Source organism: Streptomyces sp. JJ66, assembly GCF_019303495.1.
Lineage (GTDB): Bacteria > Actinomycetota > Actinomycetes > Streptomycetales > Streptomycetaceae > Streptomyces.
In genome coordinates this window covers 142104-158875 of sequence record NZ_JAEVFI010000015.1, presented here as the reverse complement: position 1 = coordinate 158875, position 16772 = coordinate 142104, and the positions used below count along the sequence as shown (strand labels likewise).

18 protein-coding genes are annotated in these 16772 nt (G+C 72.4%); 11 read left to right on the top strand and 7 right to left on the bottom strand.

Annotated features, from left to right (window positions below; translation table 11 throughout):
* Positions 1 to 224: 224 nt before the first annotated feature.
* Positions 225 to 1175 carry an ABC transporter substrate-binding protein gene (locus tag JJV70_RS13200; RefSeq protein ID WP_219048061.1) on the bottom strand — a complete coding sequence of 317 codons (951 nt, stop codon included), beginning with the start codon at positions 1173 to 1175 and terminating at the stop codon, positions 225 to 227.
* A 558-nt stretch (positions 1176 to 1733) separates the two neighbouring features.
* On the opposite strand from JJV70_RS13200, the gene JJV70_RS13195 reads away from it, so the two are divergent.
* Positions 1734 to 2930 (top strand): NADP-dependent malic enzyme, encoded by a 1197-nt coding sequence (locus tag JJV70_RS13195; protein WP_374227292.1) that lies wholly within the window; start codon positions 1734 to 1736, stop codon positions 2928 to 2930.
* A gap of 312 nt (positions 2931 to 3242) precedes the next feature.
* Here the strand turns inward: JJV70_RS13195 and JJV70_RS13190 are convergent, their stop codons facing one another.
* Positions 3243 to 4016 carry a trans-aconitate 2-methyltransferase gene (locus tag JJV70_RS13190; RefSeq protein WP_219048060.1) on the bottom strand — a complete coding sequence of 258 codons (774 nt, stop codon included), beginning with the start codon at positions 4014 to 4016 and terminating at the stop codon, positions 3243 to 3245.
* 90 nt (positions 4017 to 4106) lie between these two features.
* On the opposite strand from JJV70_RS13190, the gene JJV70_RS13185 reads away from it, so the two are divergent.
* Positions 4107 to 4718: an ABATE domain-containing protein gene (locus JJV70_RS13185; protein WP_219048059.1), complete on the top strand. Its 612-nt coding sequence runs from the start codon at positions 4107 to 4109 to the stop codon at positions 4716 to 4718.
* Here the strand turns inward: JJV70_RS13185 and sodX are convergent.
* Positions 4640 to 5041 carry a nickel-type superoxide dismutase maturation protease gene (sodX, locus tag JJV70_RS13180; RefSeq protein WP_219048058.1) on the bottom strand — a complete coding sequence of 134 codons (402 nt, stop codon included), beginning with the start codon at positions 5039 to 5041 and terminating at the stop codon, positions 4640 to 4642. The genes JJV70_RS13185 and sodX overlap by 79 nt on opposite strands.
* A 123-nt stretch (positions 5042 to 5164) precedes the next feature.
* On the opposite strand from sodX, the gene sodN reads away from it, so the two are divergent.
* Positions 5165 to 5560 carry a superoxide dismutase, Ni gene (gene sodN, locus JJV70_RS13175; protein ID WP_219048057.1) on the top strand — a complete coding sequence of 132 codons (396 nt, stop codon included), beginning with the start codon at positions 5165 to 5167 and terminating at the stop codon, positions 5558 to 5560.
* A 376-nt stretch (positions 5561 to 5936) separates the two neighbouring features.
* Here sodN and JJV70_RS13170 read toward each other — a convergent pair whose 3' ends face one another.
* Complete coding sequence (locus JJV70_RS13170) at positions 5937 to 7256, bottom strand: S8 family peptidase (RefSeq protein ID WP_219048056.1); 1320 nt, start codon at positions 7254 to 7256, stop codon at positions 5937 to 5939.
* 133 nt (positions 7257 to 7389) lie between these two features.
* On the bottom strand, positions 7390 to 8367 hold the full coding sequence (locus JJV70_RS13165) for a LysR family transcriptional regulator (RefSeq protein WP_219048055.1): 978 nt from the start codon (positions 8365 to 8367) through the stop codon (positions 7390 to 7392).
* Between the two features lie 743 nt (positions 8368 to 9110).
* Here JJV70_RS13165 and JJV70_RS13160 point away from each other — a divergent pair.
* The gene (locus JJV70_RS13160; RefSeq protein WP_219048086.1) at positions 9111 to 9572 is read left to right on the top strand and encodes an NUDIX domain-containing protein; all 462 of its coding nucleotides are present in this window, start codon (positions 9111 to 9113) and stop codon (positions 9570 to 9572) included.
* Here JJV70_RS13160 and JJV70_RS13155 read toward each other — a convergent pair.
* Positions 9538 to 10689, bottom strand: a complete 1152-nt coding sequence (locus JJV70_RS13155) for a class I SAM-dependent methyltransferase (RefSeq protein ID WP_219048054.1) — start codon at positions 10687 to 10689, stop codon at positions 9538 to 9540. The two genes, JJV70_RS13160 and JJV70_RS13155, sit on opposite strands and share 35 nt — an antisense overlap.
* Positions 10690 to 10909: 220 nt before the next feature.
* Between JJV70_RS13155 and JJV70_RS13150 the strand changes: the two genes are divergently transcribed.
* From JJV70_RS13150 to JJV70_RS13130, 5 genes are all read left to right on the top strand, one after another.
* The gene (locus JJV70_RS13150) at positions 10910 to 11500 is read left to right on the top strand and encodes an N-acetylmuramoyl-L-alanine amidase (RefSeq protein WP_219048053.1); all 591 of its coding nucleotides are present in this window, start codon (positions 10910 to 10912) and stop codon (positions 11498 to 11500) included.
* Positions 11501 to 11590: 90 nt separating this feature from the next.
* Positions 11591 to 12472 (top strand): 1-aminocyclopropane-1-carboxylate deaminase/D-cysteine desulfhydrase, encoded by an 882-nt coding sequence (locus tag JJV70_RS13145; RefSeq protein ID WP_219048052.1) that lies wholly within the window; start codon positions 11591 to 11593, stop codon positions 12470 to 12472.
* Positions 12473 to 12536: 64 nt separating this feature from the next.
* Positions 12537 to 12746 carry a hypothetical protein gene (locus JJV70_RS23265; RefSeq protein ID WP_306823455.1) on the top strand — a complete coding sequence of 70 codons (210 nt, stop codon included), beginning with the start codon at positions 12537 to 12539 and terminating at the stop codon, positions 12744 to 12746.
* Between the two features lie 224 nt (positions 12747 to 12970).
* A complete protein-coding gene (locus tag JJV70_RS13135) occupies positions 12971 to 13390 on the top strand; it encodes an anti-sigma regulatory factor (RefSeq protein WP_257573896.1) in 420 nt (139 codons plus the stop codon).
* 38 nt (positions 13391 to 13428) lie between these two features.
* Complete coding sequence (locus JJV70_RS13130) at positions 13429 to 14559, top strand: SigB/SigF/SigG family RNA polymerase sigma factor (protein WP_374227291.1); 1131 nt, start codon at positions 13429 to 13431, stop codon at positions 14557 to 14559.
* A 16-nt stretch (positions 14560 to 14575) separates the two neighbouring features.
* Here the strand turns inward: JJV70_RS13130 and JJV70_RS13125 are convergent, their stop codons facing one another.
* Positions 14576 to 14995 (bottom strand): hypothetical protein, encoded by a 420-nt coding sequence (locus JJV70_RS13125; RefSeq protein ID WP_219048050.1) that lies wholly within the window; start codon positions 14993 to 14995, stop codon positions 14576 to 14578.
* Between the two features lie 93 nt (positions 14996 to 15088).
* Here JJV70_RS13125 and JJV70_RS13120 point away from each other — a divergent pair, with 93 nt between their 5' ends.
* Together JJV70_RS13120 and JJV70_RS13115 are read left to right on the top strand one after the other, a co-directional pair.
* Positions 15089 to 16057 carry a diacylglycerol kinase family protein gene (locus tag JJV70_RS13120; RefSeq protein WP_219048049.1) on the top strand — a complete coding sequence of 323 codons (969 nt, stop codon included), beginning with the start codon at positions 15089 to 15091 and terminating at the stop codon, positions 16055 to 16057.
* Positions 16058 to 16373: 316 nt separating this feature from the next.
* Positions 16374 to 16631 carry a WhiB family transcriptional regulator gene (locus JJV70_RS13115; RefSeq protein WP_191211014.1) on the top strand — a complete coding sequence of 86 codons (258 nt, stop codon included), beginning with the start codon at positions 16374 to 16376 and terminating at the stop codon, positions 16629 to 16631.
* Positions 16632 to 16772 lie beyond the last annotated feature (141 nt).

The window sequence follows — 16772 nt, the reverse complement described above, 5'->3', positions numbered from 1 at the left end:
TGGTGTCGGCCTTGGTGTCGGGCTTGGCCACCGGGGTCTTCGCGGTGGTTGTCGTGGCGTCGCCCTTGGCGGGTGCGCCGTCCGGCGTGGTGGTGCCGGTGTTGTTCTCGGCCTGGTCGGCCTGCCTGGCGTGGTCAGCCTGTGTCGGCTGACCGGCCTTGGCGTGTGGTTCGCTCACGGGAGTACTGCCTCAGTCGGGTGCGGTGGGGCTGCCGGGAAGCGTGTTACTTGCCCGCGTTGACGGTGGCCTCTTCGATAGCCCCTGCCTCGGCGTTCCATTCCTTGAGGACCTTGGCGTACTCACCGTTGTCGATGATCGCCTGCACGGCCTTCTGGAGGGCGTCGCGCAGCTTGGTGTCGTCCTTGCTGACGGCGATCCCGTAGGGCGCGGCGTCGATCTGGTCACCGACGACCTCGAAGCGGTCGCCACCGCCGGCGGTCTTCTCGTTGTAGATGGCTACCGGGAAGTCGGTGATCACGGCCTGCACGCGGCCGGTCTGGAGCTGGGTGATGGAGTCGGTGTCCTTGTCGGCGATGAACGGCTCGATCTTGTCGTCACCGCACGTGTCGTTCTGCTCCTTCAGCAGCGCCTCGTTGGCCGTGCCGCGCTGGGCGGCGACCGTCAGGCCGCACAGGTCATCCAGGGACGTGATGCCCTCCGGGTTCCCCTTCTCGACGAGGATGGCCGAGCCCGCCTTGAAGTAGTTGACGAAGTCCGCGCCTCCTTCGGCGTCCTCGCTCTGGCCCTCCTGGCGCTCCTTGGTGTCCGTCATGGCGGACATGACCATGTCGTAGCGGTCGGAGTTGAGGCCGATGACCAGCTGGTCGAAGGCGGCGTCCTGGAACTTCAGCTCGACGCCGAGCTGCTCGCTCATGGCCTTGGCCAGCCCCGGGTCGATGCCGGTGATCTCCTCACCCTCGAAGAACTCGATGGGCGGGTAGGCGATGTCGGAGCCCACGTTGATGACGCCGGCCTCCTGTATCTCCTTGGGCAGCTCGCCGAAGAGGGGTGCGGAGTTGCCCGACTTCTCCGGCTTGACCGAGTCGCCGCCCTCGGAGGCGTCGTCCGTCTGATCGCCACAGCCGGCGAGCAGCAGGGCACCCGTGACCGCGATGGCTCCGGCCGTGCCGAGTCGACGGCGTGCGGACGGACGTCGGGTGAGGCGTGCGGTCATGATGCGGTCCTCCTGCGAGGGATGAGGGGGTTTCCGGCGGGCGGCGACGCACGTCTGCGTGGGCCGCGACCCTGCGTAATGCCTGGAATCTTGCCATCCGGACACGGCTCCCGTGGGGGAACGCACATCAAAATCGGATAACGGAGAACGAAGAACGGACGCCGACCGGGCGGGAACGAACACTCCGTAGCACTGACCGGACAGACTGAGAGCTTGCTCACGCGCACACCACCCCGCGAGTAACCCAGCTCTCATCCCATGGCCGCTCCCGTGCCCTTTCGTCGCATTCACACTATACGTCCCACCGGGTCGTTCACTCGCCGTACGGCAGGGGCTGCTAGGACGGACAGCAGCGACTCGTGGCGGTTACCGCCATCAGGTACAAAGGGCTGTTACACCCCTCACCCGGGGACTGAAGGACGCGTGTGCGGCGCGTCCGGCGTCCGTACCTCCCTCCTGAACGGTGGCGACCGCCCGACGGAAACACGGACGCGGTTCCGCCCGCGCCTCAACCAGGCAGCGGTACCCTCGGCAGTTATTCGGAATAAGGGGTCAACAGTGGCAGCGGAGATCGTCAATCCGCAGGGAGAGCTGGCCGACGACGCGATCGATCCGGCCTTCGCACTGCATCGCGGCGGCAAGATGGCGGTGCGGGCGACCGTTCCGGTCCGGGACACCGCCGACCTTTCCCTCGCCTACACGCCAGGCGTGGCCAAGGTGTGCAGCGCCATCGCGGAGCAGCCGGAGCTGGTGCACGACTACACCTGGAAGTCGCAGGTCGTCGCCGTCGTCACGGACGGCAGCGCGGTGCTCGGCCTGGGCGACATCGGCCCGGAGGCGTCGCTTCCGGTGATGGAGGGCAAGGCCATCCTGTTCAAGCAGTTCGGCGGCGTGGACGCGGTGCCGATCGCGCTGGACACCCAGGACACCGACGAGATCGTGGACACGGTCGTGCGGCTCGCGCCCTCCTTCGGCGGCGTCAACCTGGAGGACATCTCCGCCCCGCGCTGCTTCGAGATCGAGGAGCGGCTCAAGGAGCGGCTGGACATCCCCGTCTTCCACGACGACCAGCACGGCACCGCCATCGTCACCCTCGCCGCCCTGCGCAACGCCGCCCGGCTGACGGGCGCCGACCTCGGCCAGCTGCGGGCGGTGATCTCCGGCGCCGGTGCGGCCGGTGTCGCCATCGCCAAGATCCTGATCGAGGCGGGCATCGGCGATGTCACCGTCTGCGACCGCAAGGGCATCGTCTCCCAGGACCGCGAGGACCTGAACTCCGTCAAACGCGAGCTGGCCGGGTACACCAACCGGGCGAACCTGAGCGGCTCGCTGGAGACGGCGCTGGACGGCGCGAACGTGTTCATCGGCGTCAGCGGCGGCACGGTGCCCGAGTCCGCGGTGGCCACGATGGCCCCGGGCGCGTTCATCTTCGCCATGGCCAACCCGAACCCGGAGATCCACCCGGACGTCGCGCACCAGCACGCGGCCGTGGTGGCCACGGGGCGTAGCGACTACCCGAACCAGATCAACAACGTGCTGGCCTTCCCCGGCGTCTTCGCCGGGGCCATGCAGGTGCGCGCGACCAGCATCACCGAGGGCATGAAGCTGGCCGCGGCCGAGGCACTGGCCGCCGTGGTCGCCGACGAGCTGAGCGCGGACCGCGTTATCCCGTCCCCGTTCGACGAGCGCGTGGCGCCCGCCGTCACCGCCGCCGTCGCCGCCGCCGCCCGGCTGGAGGGCGTCGCCCGCCGGTAGCGCGTCCGCCAGCGCAGGCACCCGCGGGTGCCCGCGGGCATCCCGCCGGTCCGCCGCGGTTCTCCGCCGTCGCGGCGGAACCCGGGCACAGGACAGCATCACCCCGAAGGGGCCGGGCCACTACGCCCGGCCCCTCCGGCCTCCCGGTACTTCTCCCCTGGTCAAGCGCCGAGCTCCCCGGGCAGCGTGGGAAGGGGGCACGCCTTCCCGAACGCCGCCCGGCGAGGGCCCAGCCGAGGGGTGCCTGAAGCCAACGCGCACCCTGGCGGCGAGGCTCCGGCGGCTGCGAGGGGCCGCCCCGGCACACTGGAGCTAACGGAGCGCGGCGACCATCGCGTCGTGGGGCGAGGCCCAGACCGTGCGGGCCTCGGCGAAACCGGCGTCCCGCAGGGTGCGGGCGTGCCAGGCCGGGGACTGCAGCTGCCCGTCGCTGTGATCGCTGGCCGGGGCGCCGAAGAGGCGATCCCGCTCAGCGACGGCGTCAGCCAGCGCCGGGTCGGCGGCGGCCTGGCGCCACCAGCCCGTCCAGTCCTGGGTCCCGCGCGCCTTCTCCCGCTCGCGCCGCGCCTTGTCGAAGGCGTGCATCGCGGCGTCGATGCGCGGGGTGTCCGGGTCGGGCATGTGGTCGGCGTTGAGGAACACGCCCCCTTCCCGCACGACGCCCGCCAACTGGCCGTAGAGCGTGGCCAGTTCGTCCGTGCGCAGCCAGTGCAGGGCGGTGGCGGTGAGAACGGCGTCGTAGGAGCGGTGCGGCAGCCGCCCGGTCCAGTCCGGCTGCCGCAGGTCCGCGCTGACGAACTCCACCCGCCCGTCTCCGGCGAACGTGCCGCGCGCGATGGTGAGCAGCGCGGGGTCCAGATCGACGCCGGTGCTGCGCGCCTCGGGGAAGCGGGTGAGCAGCCGATCGGAGATACTGCCGGTGCCGCAGGCCAGGTCCAGCACGCGGGGCCGGGGGCCGCCGAGGGCTTCGACGGTGTCGAGCATGACGCGGAAGCGCTCCTCGCGGTCCGGCAGGTACCACTCCTGCTGCCGGTCCCAGGTGCGCTGCCAGGTCTGCCAGTCGGTGCGTGCTCCGGTTTCCGCCACGGTTACCCTCCCTGCGTAATAGGCTGCACCGAGAGGCAGCCCTTACCGTTACCGGATCACACCGTACCTCCCGAGCCGTAAGGATCACAAGTGGAACTGACCTATTACGCGGACTTCGCTGTGCGGCTCGTCAACACCGAGGAACCGCGGCGCGGCATCGACACCCTCACCACCGCGGACGCCGTGCGCGAACTCCTCGCCGACACCACCAAACTGGCCGCCCGGGCCACCGACGCGGACGTGACCCGGCTGCGCGGCGTCCGCACCCGGCTGCGCGCGGTCTTCGCCGCCGCCGCCGAAACCGACGAGGTGCGCGCGGTGGACCTGCTGAACGCCCTGCTCATGGAGTACCCGTGCAGCCCGCAGATCGCCGGGCACGACTACCGCGACGAGGACGGCAACCCCAAGTGGCACATGCACCTCGCCGACAACGCCGCCAGCGCGGGCGCCGCCTACGCCGCCGTCGCCGCCATGGGCCTGGCGTTCAGCCTCACCGACCTCGGCGTGGACCGGCTCGGGGTGTGCGAGGCCTACCCGTGCCGCCACGCCTACCTGGACACCTCCACCAACCGTTCCCGGCGCTACTGCTCCGACCGCTGCGCCACCCGCGCCAACGTCGCCGCCTACCGGGCCCGCAAGCGCCTGGAGAGCGGCCGTACCGCCGAGAAGGCCCAGCCCGCCAGCGAGCCGGGCGAGCGCTGAACCCCACGGGGCGAGCGCAGCCGCAGCGACGCCCGCGCGAGCACCAGTTCCTCCGGCACGACCCCGAACTCCCGGCTGTCATTGGACGCATGCGGATTGTCACCGCGCACCCACCAGCCGTCCGCCCGCCGCTCCACCGCCCGCTTGACGATGAGCAGGTCATGCTGGAACGGGTGCCGCAGCACCACCACGTGGCCGGGCCGCACCGGCGCCCCGTACCGCAGCAGCAGCCGGTCCCCTGGCCGCAGCGTCGGCAGCATCGACGGGTTCGACACCTCCGCGAGCCCGATCCGCCCCACGATTCCGCCGCCCTTCCGTCTCATCCTCCGAACGCCCCGGCCCCGTACTCGGACTTTCGCCCTAATCCCCCGGGCCCGCGCGAGAAAACCAACCCCTCAGGGAGTAATCTCGCACGAGAGAAGACGATCACGAGGAGGCCCAGCTTCATGCTTTCCCGCCTGTTCGCCCCGACGGTGAAGGTCAGCGCCCACTGCGACCTGCCGTGCGGCGTCTACGACCCGGCCCAGGCCCGCATCGAGGCGGAGTCCGTCAAGGCCATCCAGGAGAAGTACCAGGCCAACGAGGACCCGCACTACCGGGCCCGGGCCACCACCATCAAGGAAGAGCGCGCGGAGCTCGCCAAGCACCACGTCTCGGTGCTGTGGAGCGACTACTTCAAGCCGCCGCACTTCGAGAAGTACCCGGAGCTGCACCAGCTGGTGAACGACGCCCTCAAGGCGCTGTCCGCCGCCAAGGGCTCCGCCGACCCGGCCACCGGCCAGAAGGCCCTGGACTACATCGCCCAGATCGACAAGATCTTCTGGGAGACCAAGAAGGCTTGATCCCCAGGCGGTTTGACCTGCACTTCCGCAGGCCGACCGCTGAGCTGTCCGCACCCGGTCCGCGGGCCGCCCACCACGGCGTCCACGACGGCCCGGGTGCGGTCTGTCTTCCCCCGGCCGCAGGTGCGCGTAATCCGCACGTGATGACGGCGGACGCGTGCCTGAGGACGCACTGCCCCTGTTTGACGCTCACACCGCAGCCGATGAGCGCGGAGGCGTGATCTGGGTTTCGGGGTCCGGCACGGGGGTCGTGGTGTGGGGAGGGAGGAGCGGTCATGTGCTGCGGCGCTCCTCCCTCCCGGGTGGGGCTGGCGTCCGCCCCCTTCCCGTCCCGGGGATGGTGGCCCGGGGTGGTGGGGGCGGGCTCGGCGGGGGGCTATAGGCCGCCGGTGTAGAGCAGGCGGTTGGGGGAGCCGGGGCCGATGTTCCCCACCTGGTCGGTGCTGGCGGTGCTGGTGATCCAGGCGGCGAGGTCGGAGGATGAGGTCCGGCCGTTCTGGTCCAGGTACAGCGCGGCGACGCCCGCCGCGTGCGGGGAGGCCATCGACGTGCCGCTCAGGGCGACGGAGCCGCCGTTCAGCCGGGCGGAGACGATGTCGGTGCCGGGCGCGTACAGGTCCAGGCAGGGGCCGTGGTTGCTGAAGGGGGCTTCCTGATCCTGGCGGTTGGTGGCGCCGACGGTGAGGGCCTGGGGGGCGCTGGCCGGGGAGACGTTGCAGGCGTTCTGGTTCTCGTTGCCCGCGGCCACCACGGGCAGCACGCCCGAGTTGGCCAGGGAGGCGGCGGCGGCGTTGGTGGCGTAGGAGTAGGAACTGCCCAGCGAGGCGTTGAGTACGGCGGGCCGGGCGGCGTTGGTGGCGTTCGCGGCGTCCTTGGCTACCCAGTCGAACCCGGCGATGATGCCGCTGGTGCTGCCCCGCCCCTGGCAGTTCAGCACCCGGACGCTGACGAGTTTGACCTCGCGGGCGACGCCGTAGGTCGTGCCGCCGATGGTCCCGGCGACGTGGGTGCCGTGGCCGTGGCAGTCGGCGCCGCCCCGGCCGTCGCGCACGGAGTCGAAGCCGGGCGCGGCGCGGCCGCCGAACTCGGTGTGCTGGTAGTCGATGCCGGTGTCCATGACGTAGGCGGTCACTCCGGCACCGGTGTGCTCGACGGTGAACTCGTCGTCCAGCGGCAGTTCACGCTGGTCGATGCGGTCCAGCCCCCAGCTGGCGGCCGGGGCGAGCGCCTCGGTGATGATCGGGTGCGGCGTGACGGGCGGGACGCTGTACGACGTGACGGGCTGGGTGTCGTGCGGCGCGGTCCCCCTGGTTCGCGGTGCGGCGCGCGGTACGGCAGAGGGCGCCCGGGTGGCCCGGGCTACCGCGTCCTGCTCCACGGCGGCCACTCCGGGAACCCGGCGCACGATGGCGAGCTGCCGGTCGGTGAGGGTGGCGGCGAAGCCGAGGACGGCGGACTCGTAGACGTAGTGCGGATCGATGCCGAGGTCCTTCGCGAGTTTCGCCGGCTGGGACCCCTGGTCCAGGGTGATGAGGTACTGGCCCGGGATCGGGTCGGCGGCCCGGTACAGCGGCGCGAGGACGGTGCGGCCGGGTTCGGGGACCGCGTCGCCAGGCGATGCGGCGAAGGCCAGGGGGGCGGGCAGCAAGGCGGCGGCCGTGAGCAGGCCCAGCCGACGCGCGAGGGAACGGAACATCAGCGCCTCTCTCATGCGGGGTCACGGCCGGGCCGGACGCGCCCTGTCGCTGCCACGCCCGACCGGCCGTTCTTCTGACTTTTCGTCAGCGACGCGGCTCTCCCTTGAGCCCGGCCACTCGTACGAGTGAGGTTCAGGCCACCAAGGGGCTGCCGTGCTCGGTCAGCCAGGCGCTGTACGCCGGTGACTCGCGGGCCACGCGCACGTACTCGGCGCGCAGGTCGGTGAAGATCTCGTCGATGTCGATGTCGAGGTCGGTGCCGGGCACCGGGCCGGGGCGGGAGGCGAGGAACAGCCGGACGCTGAGCGGGTCACCGGCCAGCTGGCGGATCAGCACGCCGGGACGCTCCCGGGTGCTGGGCTGGCACGGGATGACCACCTCACCGGCCGCGAGCAGTTCCCAGCCGGTCATGTAGTCGCCCAGGGTCACCTTTGGGTTGAGTCCGGCGCTGGCGAAGACGCGGCGCAGGCCGTCCCACTCGCCGTCGGCGGCGGGATCGACCATCCAGCGGTCACCGGCCAGGTGGGCCAGCTTCAGCGGCCCGTCGCCGGACGCGGCCGGGTGGTCGGCGGACAGCGCCACGAACTGCGGTTCGCGGTCGGTCAGCACGCGCTGCTCCAGTCCGGGCGGGACGCGCAGCGGGCACCCGGCCACCTCGTGCACGAACACGACGTCGAGCTGACCGGCGTCCACCAGCTGGAGCAGGGCGTTGGCGGACGGCTCGACGTGGAGGCTGGTGTCCACCTCCGGGTAGCGGGTCTGGAGTCGGCGCAGCCAGCCGACAACGGTTCGCGTGCCGGTGCTGCCGGTGCTGCCGATCCGCAGCCGCGCCTCACCGTCCCGGCGCACCGTCTCCTGGGCCTCGGTGACGAGCGCGGCCATCTCGGCGACGATGGGCCGGGCCCGGCTCAGCACGGTCCGCCCGAGCGTGGTGGGCCTGCTGCCGCTGCGCTCACGGACGAACAGCCGCCCGCCTAAGGCGTGTTCGATGCGCCGCAGCTGGGTGGTCAACGAGGGCTGGGTCATGCCGAGCTGCCGGGCCGCCGCGCGGACGCTGCCGGCGTCGGCGATGGCGCACAGGGCCCGGAGGTGCCTGACTTCCAGCTCCACGCACGGAGGATAACGGCGAGTTCGGCGCCGTCACCAGAGCTGTGCCGCCGCGAAGGGCCGCACCTCGCGACGGCATAGCTCTGCCCTATGCCCGACTGGAATAGTCCACTGCCGTGGCCATGTCCCCCCGACGTCCCCGACACTCGCTGCGACCACGATGTCCGGCACGCACCTTTCGCCGCCACCCCACAGCGGGCGGCCGGGTCCGCGCCGGAGGAAGGGACACCCCCATGCAGCACAGCAGGACAGTCCGCTCGGCCGCACGGGGGCTCGGGCTGGTGGCGACCGTCGCCGCCGTCCCCGCCACGACCGTATCCACGGTGGTCCTACGCCCTGTCGGCGTTCGCCAAGGAAAGCGCCGACAAGTAGGGCCGCCTCGCGCGCCGTGCGGGGGCCGCCTCACACGCGGCGCAGGCCATCTCGCGCGGTGCGGGGCGCCCCGCACACAGCGCAGGCCGCCTCGCGCGCAGACCGCCGCCTCCGGCCATCCAGCCGGCCGGCGGCCCGGCTCCGGGGCCCGCTCACACCCCGGGACCGGTGCGGGAAGGAGCCGCCCCGAACGGCTCCCCGGCACCGTGGGCCGTCCGTCCGAGGGGGACGGGCGGTCCACGGTGCCGCCCGCGTCGCGGGGCGCGGAAATGCCGTGGCGTGGCGGGCGGCGAAGCTGACACGGTGGGGCCACCACCCTTGCCGCCGAGCAGTTGAGGGGGCGTCCGCCCGTGACTCCGCCCGCCACGCCGTCCATGACCCTGCTGTGCGCAGCCGTCATCGTCCACGACGCCCGCGCCGACCGCGTCCTGCTGGTGCGGCGCGGCCCGCACGCCAGGTTCGCGCGGGGACGGTGGGACCTGCCGGTGGGCAAGTGCGAGCCGGGCGAGCCGGTGACCCACGCCGCGGTGCGCGAACTGCGCGAGGAGACCGGCCTGCTGGTCGCGACGGCGGACCTGGAACCGGTGCACGTGGTGCACGGCGCCCGGGGTGTCCAGGCGCCCGACGGCTACCTGACCGTCGTCTTCGCGGCGCGGACGTGGCAGGGCGAGCCGGTCAACGCCGAGCCGCACAAGCACGCGGCGGTGGACTGGACGCCGGTGGACGCGGTGCCGCATGACGCCGTGGCGCCGACCCGCGAAGCGGTCACCCGCTACCGCGCGGGCGAGCGCGCGGTGCTGCTCACCGGGTGGGAGCCAGCCGCCACAGCGAGGTGACCTCGGCCGCCCGTGCGGCGTGCAGGGGGTCCGCCGGATCGGTGGCCTTGGGGTGGGCCGGGCGGGCGTCGAGGCGGTCGAGGACGGTGAGCCCGGCGGCGTCGAGCAGGTCGAGCAGTTCCGCACGCGGACGCAGGCCGAGGTGTTCGGCGAGGTCGGACAGGATCAGCCAGCCCTCGCCGCCGTCGGTGAGCGCGCCGGGCAGGCCGGTCAGGAAGCCGCGCAGCATGCAGCTTCCCGGATCGTAGACGGCGGCCTCCACCGGTGAGGTGGGTTTGGCGGGCAGCCAGGGCGGGTTGCAGACCGCCAGCGGCACCCGGGTGGGCGCGAACAGGTCAGCGGCGACGATCTCGACACGGTCGGCCAGGCCCAGGCGCGCGGCGTTCTCCCGCGCGCACGCCAGCGCCCGCGGGTCCTGGTCGGTGGCCAGCACGCGGGCGACTCCGCGCCGCGCCAGCACCGCGGCGAGCACGCCGGTGCCGGTGCCGACGTCCTGCGCGCGGGACCGGTCGGCAGGCAGCGGGGCGCGCGCCACCAGGTCCACGTACTCGCCCCGCACCGGTGAGAAGACGCCGTAGTGCGGGTGCACCCGATCCCCGCCCAGTGCCGGGATCGGCACCCCCTTGCGGCGCCACTCGTGCGCCCCGAGGACGCCGAGCAGTTCCCGCAGGGCGACGGCGCACGGCGCGGCGTCGGCGTCCGGTGGGCCGTACGCCTCGGCGCAGGCGGCGCGCACGTCCGGGGCGCGGCGCAGCGGCACCGTCCAGCCGTCCGGGTCCGGGGTGAGCGGCACGAGCAGCATGCCGAGCAGGCGGGCGCGGCGGCCCTGCGCCTGCCGGTGCCGGTGGAAGGCGTCGTACGGGGTCGGCGCGGGCTCCGGCTGCCCGGTGCGGCGGCGCGGGGTGCGGTCGGCGCGGCGGGCGAGCGCCGTCAGCAGCTGGCGGGCGCCGTGGTAGTCGCCGCGCCACAGCAGGGCGGTGCCCTCACAGACGCGGCGGAAGGCGTCGTCGGCGCGCAAAGCATCGTCGGCGTCCACCACGCGCCGTGGCACCGGCGCTCCCGACTCCGACCGCCAGCCCAGCGCGGGCCCGCCGGGGCCGAGGGGAAGGACGTCCATACCGGGAACCCTATCCAGCGGCGAGACAGCGGTTTGTGCGGGCCGGGGCGGTCGGGTACCCGCGCTGGGCCTCGGAGCGGTCGTGCGACCCGGGGCGCACGGGCAGCCGGGTGCGCGCGGGCGGCGCCCGGGCACGTGCCCGGGGTGCGTCCCGCCACGTGCCTCAATCCGACAATATGACGAGTAGTAATCAAGGAACTACCTTGGGTAAAAAGCCAGTATGGCGACTCCTCTCACCGCCAGCTCCCTCCTCACCGCGCTGCGCCGGGAAGGCTGCACCGTGGTCCAGGTGGGCAACTGGCGCACCCACAACCGCAACCACCGGGGTCCGTGGGGCCCGGTGAACGGTGTGATGATCCACCACACCGTCACCAGCGGCTCCCGGCGCACCGTCGAGCTGTGCCGGAACGGCTATCCGGGCCTGCCCGGACCGCTGTGCCACGGCGTGATCACCAAGGACGGCCGCGTCCACCTCATCGGCCACGGGCGAACGAACCACGCCGGGCTCGGCGACGATGACGTACTGCGCGCCGTCATCGCCGAACGGCGGACACCCCCGCCAAACGAGCGCAACACCGACGGCAACCGCCGCTTCTACGGCTTCGAATGCGAGAACCTCGGCGACGGCCGCGACCCGTGGCCCGCCGCCCAGCTGGAGGCCATCGAACGCGTGGCGGCGGCCGTGTGCCGCCGCCACCGCTGGAACGAGTGGTCGGTGATCGGACACCGCGAGTGGACGCACCACAAGATCGACCCAGTGGGCTTCACCATGGACGCGATGCGCGCGCGCATCCGCAAGCGCCTGACCTGACGCCTGCCCGGCTGCCGCCCCGGCCGCCGCCCCGGTGCGCACCCCAGCCGGGCACGACCGGCGCAGTGCGCGACCGGCGACAATGACGGCGTGACCTCTCCGCTCCCGCCCGCGCTCACCGCCCGGCTGCCCTCACCACTGACCGAGTGCGCCGACGAGCGGTTCACCGCGCACGGGCTGCGGCTGCTGCTCAAGCGGGACGACCTGCTGCACTCCGCGCTGCCCGGCAACAAGTGGCGCAAGCTCGTGCCGAACCTGCTGGCGGCCCGGGACGCCGGGCACGCCACCCTGCTGACGTTCGGCGGGGCCTACTCCAACCACCTGCGCGCCACCGCCGCGGCCGGACGCCTGCTGGGCCTGGCCACCATCGGCGTCGTCCGGGGCCATGAGCTGGCCGACCGCCCGCTCAACGCCTCCCTGGCCCGCTGCCGCGCCGACGGCATGCGGCTGCACTTCGTCACCCGGGCCGCGTACCGGCGCCGGGCGGAGCCGCGGTACCTGGCCGGCCTGCGCGAGCGGTTCGGCGACTGCTACGTCCTCCCCGAGGGCGGCAGCAACGCCCGCGCCGTGTACGGCTGTGCGGGGCTGGGCCGGGAACTGGCCGGGCGGGCGGACGTCGCCGCCGTGGCCGTGGGCACCGGCGGAACGCTGGCGGGCCTCGCGGCGGGCGGGCCGCCGGTGATCGGCTTTCCCGTGCTGGCAGGCGGCTTCCTCGGCGCCGAGGTGACCCGGCTGCACCAGGAGGCGTTCGGCGGGCCGCGCGGCTCCTGGTGGCTGGAGGAGCGCTTTCACGGCGGCGGGTACGCCCGCGTCCCGCCGGAGCTGGAGCGTTTCGCGGCGGACTTCGAGCAGCGGCACGCCCTGGCGGTGGACCGGGTGTACGTGGCCAAGCTGCTGTTCGGCCTCACCATGCTGGCCCGTGAGGGAGCCTTCGCCCCCGGTACCACCGTCGCCGCCGTGATCACCGGGTAGCACCCGCGTCCACTGTGTGATCGCGTGGTCCGGTGCCGGGCGCCGTCCGGTTAACCTTTGCCCCATGATCCGAGCCGCCACCCCCGCCGACGTGCACGAGCCGTCGATCGGCTTCTACCGCTCGCCGGGCGCCGAGCCTCTGGACGAATGGACCGTGTTCCGGCTGACCGGCGACCCGCTGCGCACCCTGGCGCGGGCCCACACGGCTGGCGTCCTGGCCGACCGCCACGCCGCCAGCCACGCCGAGCGCTACCCTGACAGCAACGCAGCGTAATTTTCCCGGAATTGATACCGCCTCCCCCCTAGCCACAGACAGTACCCATGTGTTTACGATGGGTTACGTCAGTGGTGTGGGGCGGCGCGCAGGCATCCTGGGGACAGCATGCCACGGATCGCGATAGCGTCGCAGGCGGAACCATCAGCTCGCGCCCGTCAGGCGTCCCCGGCCCCCGGGGGCACCCGGCAGCGGGCGTGGCAGCCCAACCAGTGTGCATCACCATGGAGGTGAGGGTGTCCCAGATCGTAGGTGCGGAGCAGGACTTCGTCGAGGTCCGGCTGCCCGCGGCGGGTGCCTACCTGTCCGTGCTGCGGACGGCCACCGCCGGGCTCGCGGCCCGGCTGGATTTCACCCTCGACGAGATCGAGGACCTGCGCATCGCCGTGGATGAGGCGTGCGCGATCCTCCTCCAGCAAGCGGTTCCGGGGTCCGTCCTCAGCTGCGTCTTCAGCCTGGTCGGAGACTCACTGAGAGTGACGGTCGCGGCCCCCACGACGGACGGTCGCGCCCCCGAGCGCGACACCTTCGCCTGGACGGTGCTCTCCGCGCTGGCCGGCGAAGTGGACTCGGCAGTCGCCGAGGATCGCACGGTCAGCATCAGCCTGCACAAGAAGCGCGGCGCCGGTCCCGGGGCATCGTGACCGATCCCCACGGGCCGGCCCGGGATGAGGGGGCCGGTATGAACGACCTGGAGTCAAACGCGCCGGTCGGCCGTCATGACATGGCGGCGGATACGGCGATCCCCGAACAGCAGGCCCGGCCACACCCGGCCGACCCCGGCCAGCCCGCGGAGCAGCCGCGGCGCGGGGCCACGGCGGGGGTGGCGGGCGCGGAACCCGGGCGCGGTCAGCCCGGAGAACCCGGGCAAACCCGTGAGCACGCCCCGGTGGAGCCCGGGGCGGCCGGTCCGGTGGCGGCCGGTCCGGTGACGGCCGGGCACGCGGCGGACGGCGCTGGGACGGAAGGGCACGCGGCGGACGGCCCTGTGGCAGAGGGGCACGCGGCGGCAGAACGCGCTAACGGGCACGGCCCGGCGGCCAGACCACCCGCCCAGGCGCAGGAGCGGGCCGGGGCGCGCGAGCTGTTCGTGCGCCTGCGCGACCTGCCCGACGACGCACCCGAGCGGGCGCGGCTGCGCGACACGCTGGTGCGCATGCACCTGCCGCTCGTCGAGCACCTGGCCCGCCGGTTCCGCAACCGCGGCGAGCCGCTGGACGACCTCACGCAAGTGGCCACCATCGGGCTGATCAAGTCGGTGGACCGGTTCGACCCCGACCGCGGCGTGGAGTTCTCCACCTACGCCACGCCCACGGTCGTCGGCGAGATCAAGCGGCACTTCCGGGACAAGGGCTGGGCCGTGCGCGTCCCGCGCCGGCTCCAGGAGCTGCGTCTTTCGCTGTCCACGGCGACGGCGGAGCTGTCCCAGCAACACGGCCGCGCACCGACCGTGCACGAGCTGGCGCAGCGGCTGTCGATCTCCGAGGAAGACGTGCTGGAGGGCCTGGAGTCCGCCAACGCCTACAGCACACTGTCGCTGGACGTGCCCGACACCGACGACGAGTCCCCCGCCGTCGCCGACACCCTCGGCGCCGAGGACGACGCGCTGGAGGGCGTGGAGTACCGGGAGTCGCTCAAGCCGCTGCTGGAGCAGCTGCCGCCACGGGAGAAGAAGATCCTGCTGCTGCGCTTCTTCGGCAACATGACCCAGTCCCAGATCGCGCAGGAGGTCGGGATCTCGCAGATGCACGTTTCCCGCCTGCTGGCCCGCACGCTGGCCCAGCTCCGGGACAAGCTGCTCGTGGAGGACTGAGCGCGCGCCGCGACCGTCAGGCGGCCCGGCGGCCCGTCGCTACCCCGAGCGCGGCGGCGGCCTTGGCGTGGAACAGGCACACCAGCACCGCGATGGCGACCGCAGCGACGGCCAGCCCGCCCGGCACCCAGGCGCCGGTGCCGGACGCCATCTGCCAGCCGACGGGCAGCGCCAGCAGTTGCGTGAAGATCGCGGGCCCCCGGCTCCAGCGGCGCAGCCGCCACAGCCCGCGCGCGGTGATCAGCGGCAGCAGGGCGAGCACGAGCACGGTGACGGCCCCGGTCAGCGCCTGCGTGAGGCCGTCCGGTGAGCCGGTGACCGTCAGCACGAGCATGCTGACGCCGAATCCCGCCACGGTGACGCCTTCGGCCGCGACCAGCCCGGCGGCCACACCCACCCGCGTCGGCCGTTCCCCACTCTCCCGTACTTCACTCACCCCGCCAGCCTAACGGTGCCTCCTGCTCTCCCCCGGGGTGCTGCCCCCGGCTCGGGGGCGGGGTCGTTACCGGGAGTCGGTAACCTGCACAGCATGCGCGCACTCCTCGTGGTGAACCCGAAGGCGACCAGCACCAGCGCGCGCACCCGCGATGTGCTGACCCACGCCCTGGCCAGCGATCTCAAGCTCGACGTCGTCAGCACCACGCACCGGGGTCACGCCCGGGACCTCGCCCGGCAGGCCGCCGAAGACGGCCAGGTGGAACTCGTGATCGCGCTCGGCGGCGACGGCACAGTCAACGAGGTGGCCAACGGCCTGCTGCACCATGGGCCGGACCCGGAGGGCCTGCCGAGTCTCGCCGTCGTGCCCGGCGGCTCCACCAACGTCTTCGCCCGCGCGCTCGGCCTGCCGAATGACGCCGTGGAGGCGACGGGCGCCTTGCTGAACGCGCTGGAGTCCGGGAACAGCCGCACCGTCGGTCTCGGTTTCGCGGGCGGCACCCCGGACACCGAGGACGCCGAGGTCCCGGGCCGCTGGTTCACCTTCTGTGCCGGTTTCGGCTTCGACGCGGGCGTGGTGGGGCGTGTGGAGCAGCAGCGCGAGCGCGGCAAACGCTCCACGCACGCCCTCTACATGCGCCAGGTACTCCGGCAGTTGCTGGGTGATCCACACCGCAGGCGCGGAACCATCGTTTTGGAACAGCCGGGCGGGGAACCAGTCGAAGAGCTGGTGGCGTCCATAGTCTGCAACACCTCACCGTGGACGTTTCTGGGCAACAAACCGGTGTACGCGGCGCCGGCCGCGTCGTTCGACACGGCACTCGACGTGCTGGGGCTCGCCCGGCTCTCGCCGGGAGCGGTGACCCGCTACGGCACCCAGCTGCTGACGTCCTCGCCGGAGCGCGGACCACGCGGCAAGCATGTCGTGTCACTGCACGATGTGGTGGCCTTCACCTTGCATTCGCAGGTGCCGCTGCCGTTTCAGATGGACGGTGACCACCTGGGGCTGCGCAACAGCGTCAGCTTCACAGGCGTTCGCCGTGCACTGCGTGTGATTGTGTAAGTAGAAGGGTCGAAAGTCCTTCCACTCGAACGTTTAGACCAGCATCCACCCACTAGAAGTACGGCTGTGAGCCAAGCGACACCAAGGAATCAAAAAAAGATTGCCGGAAGGGGTTGTATCCACCGCTGAGGTTTGCGAGTCTCTTCCTGGCGATCGGGACAGCCGCTGCACAGCGGGCTCCCGGAACCGCCCGAATCCCCTCCCTCAACATATGGGACCCGCATCACATCCGCTGGTCGGCCCTTCCGTTGCCGGAGGATTCGTGAAAGCGTTCACATTCACAAGCCACGTACACCGCGTAGGAGATGGAGCAGCCATGGACTGGCGTCACAACGCCGTTTGCCGCGAGGAAGACCCCGAGCTCTTCTTCCCCATCGGCAACACCGGTCCTGCGCTGCTGCAGATCGAGGAAGCCAAGGCCGTCTGCCGTCGCTGCCCCGTTCAGGAGCAGTGCCTGCAGTGGGCCCTGGAGTCCGGCCAGGACTCCGGTGTCTGGGGCGGCCTCAGCGAGGACGAGCGTCGCGCGATGAAGCGCCGCGCAGCCCGCAACCGCGCGCGTAAGGCCACCGCCTGACGCACGCCCGGGCCGCCCGCTGCCCCGAGCCGCAGCACGCAGTGCCGGTTACCCACCGCCGCTAGCACGCAGCACGTCGCACGAGCCCCGTACCGACCGGAGTTCCTCCGGACCGGCGCGGGGCTCGACGCATTCCGGACC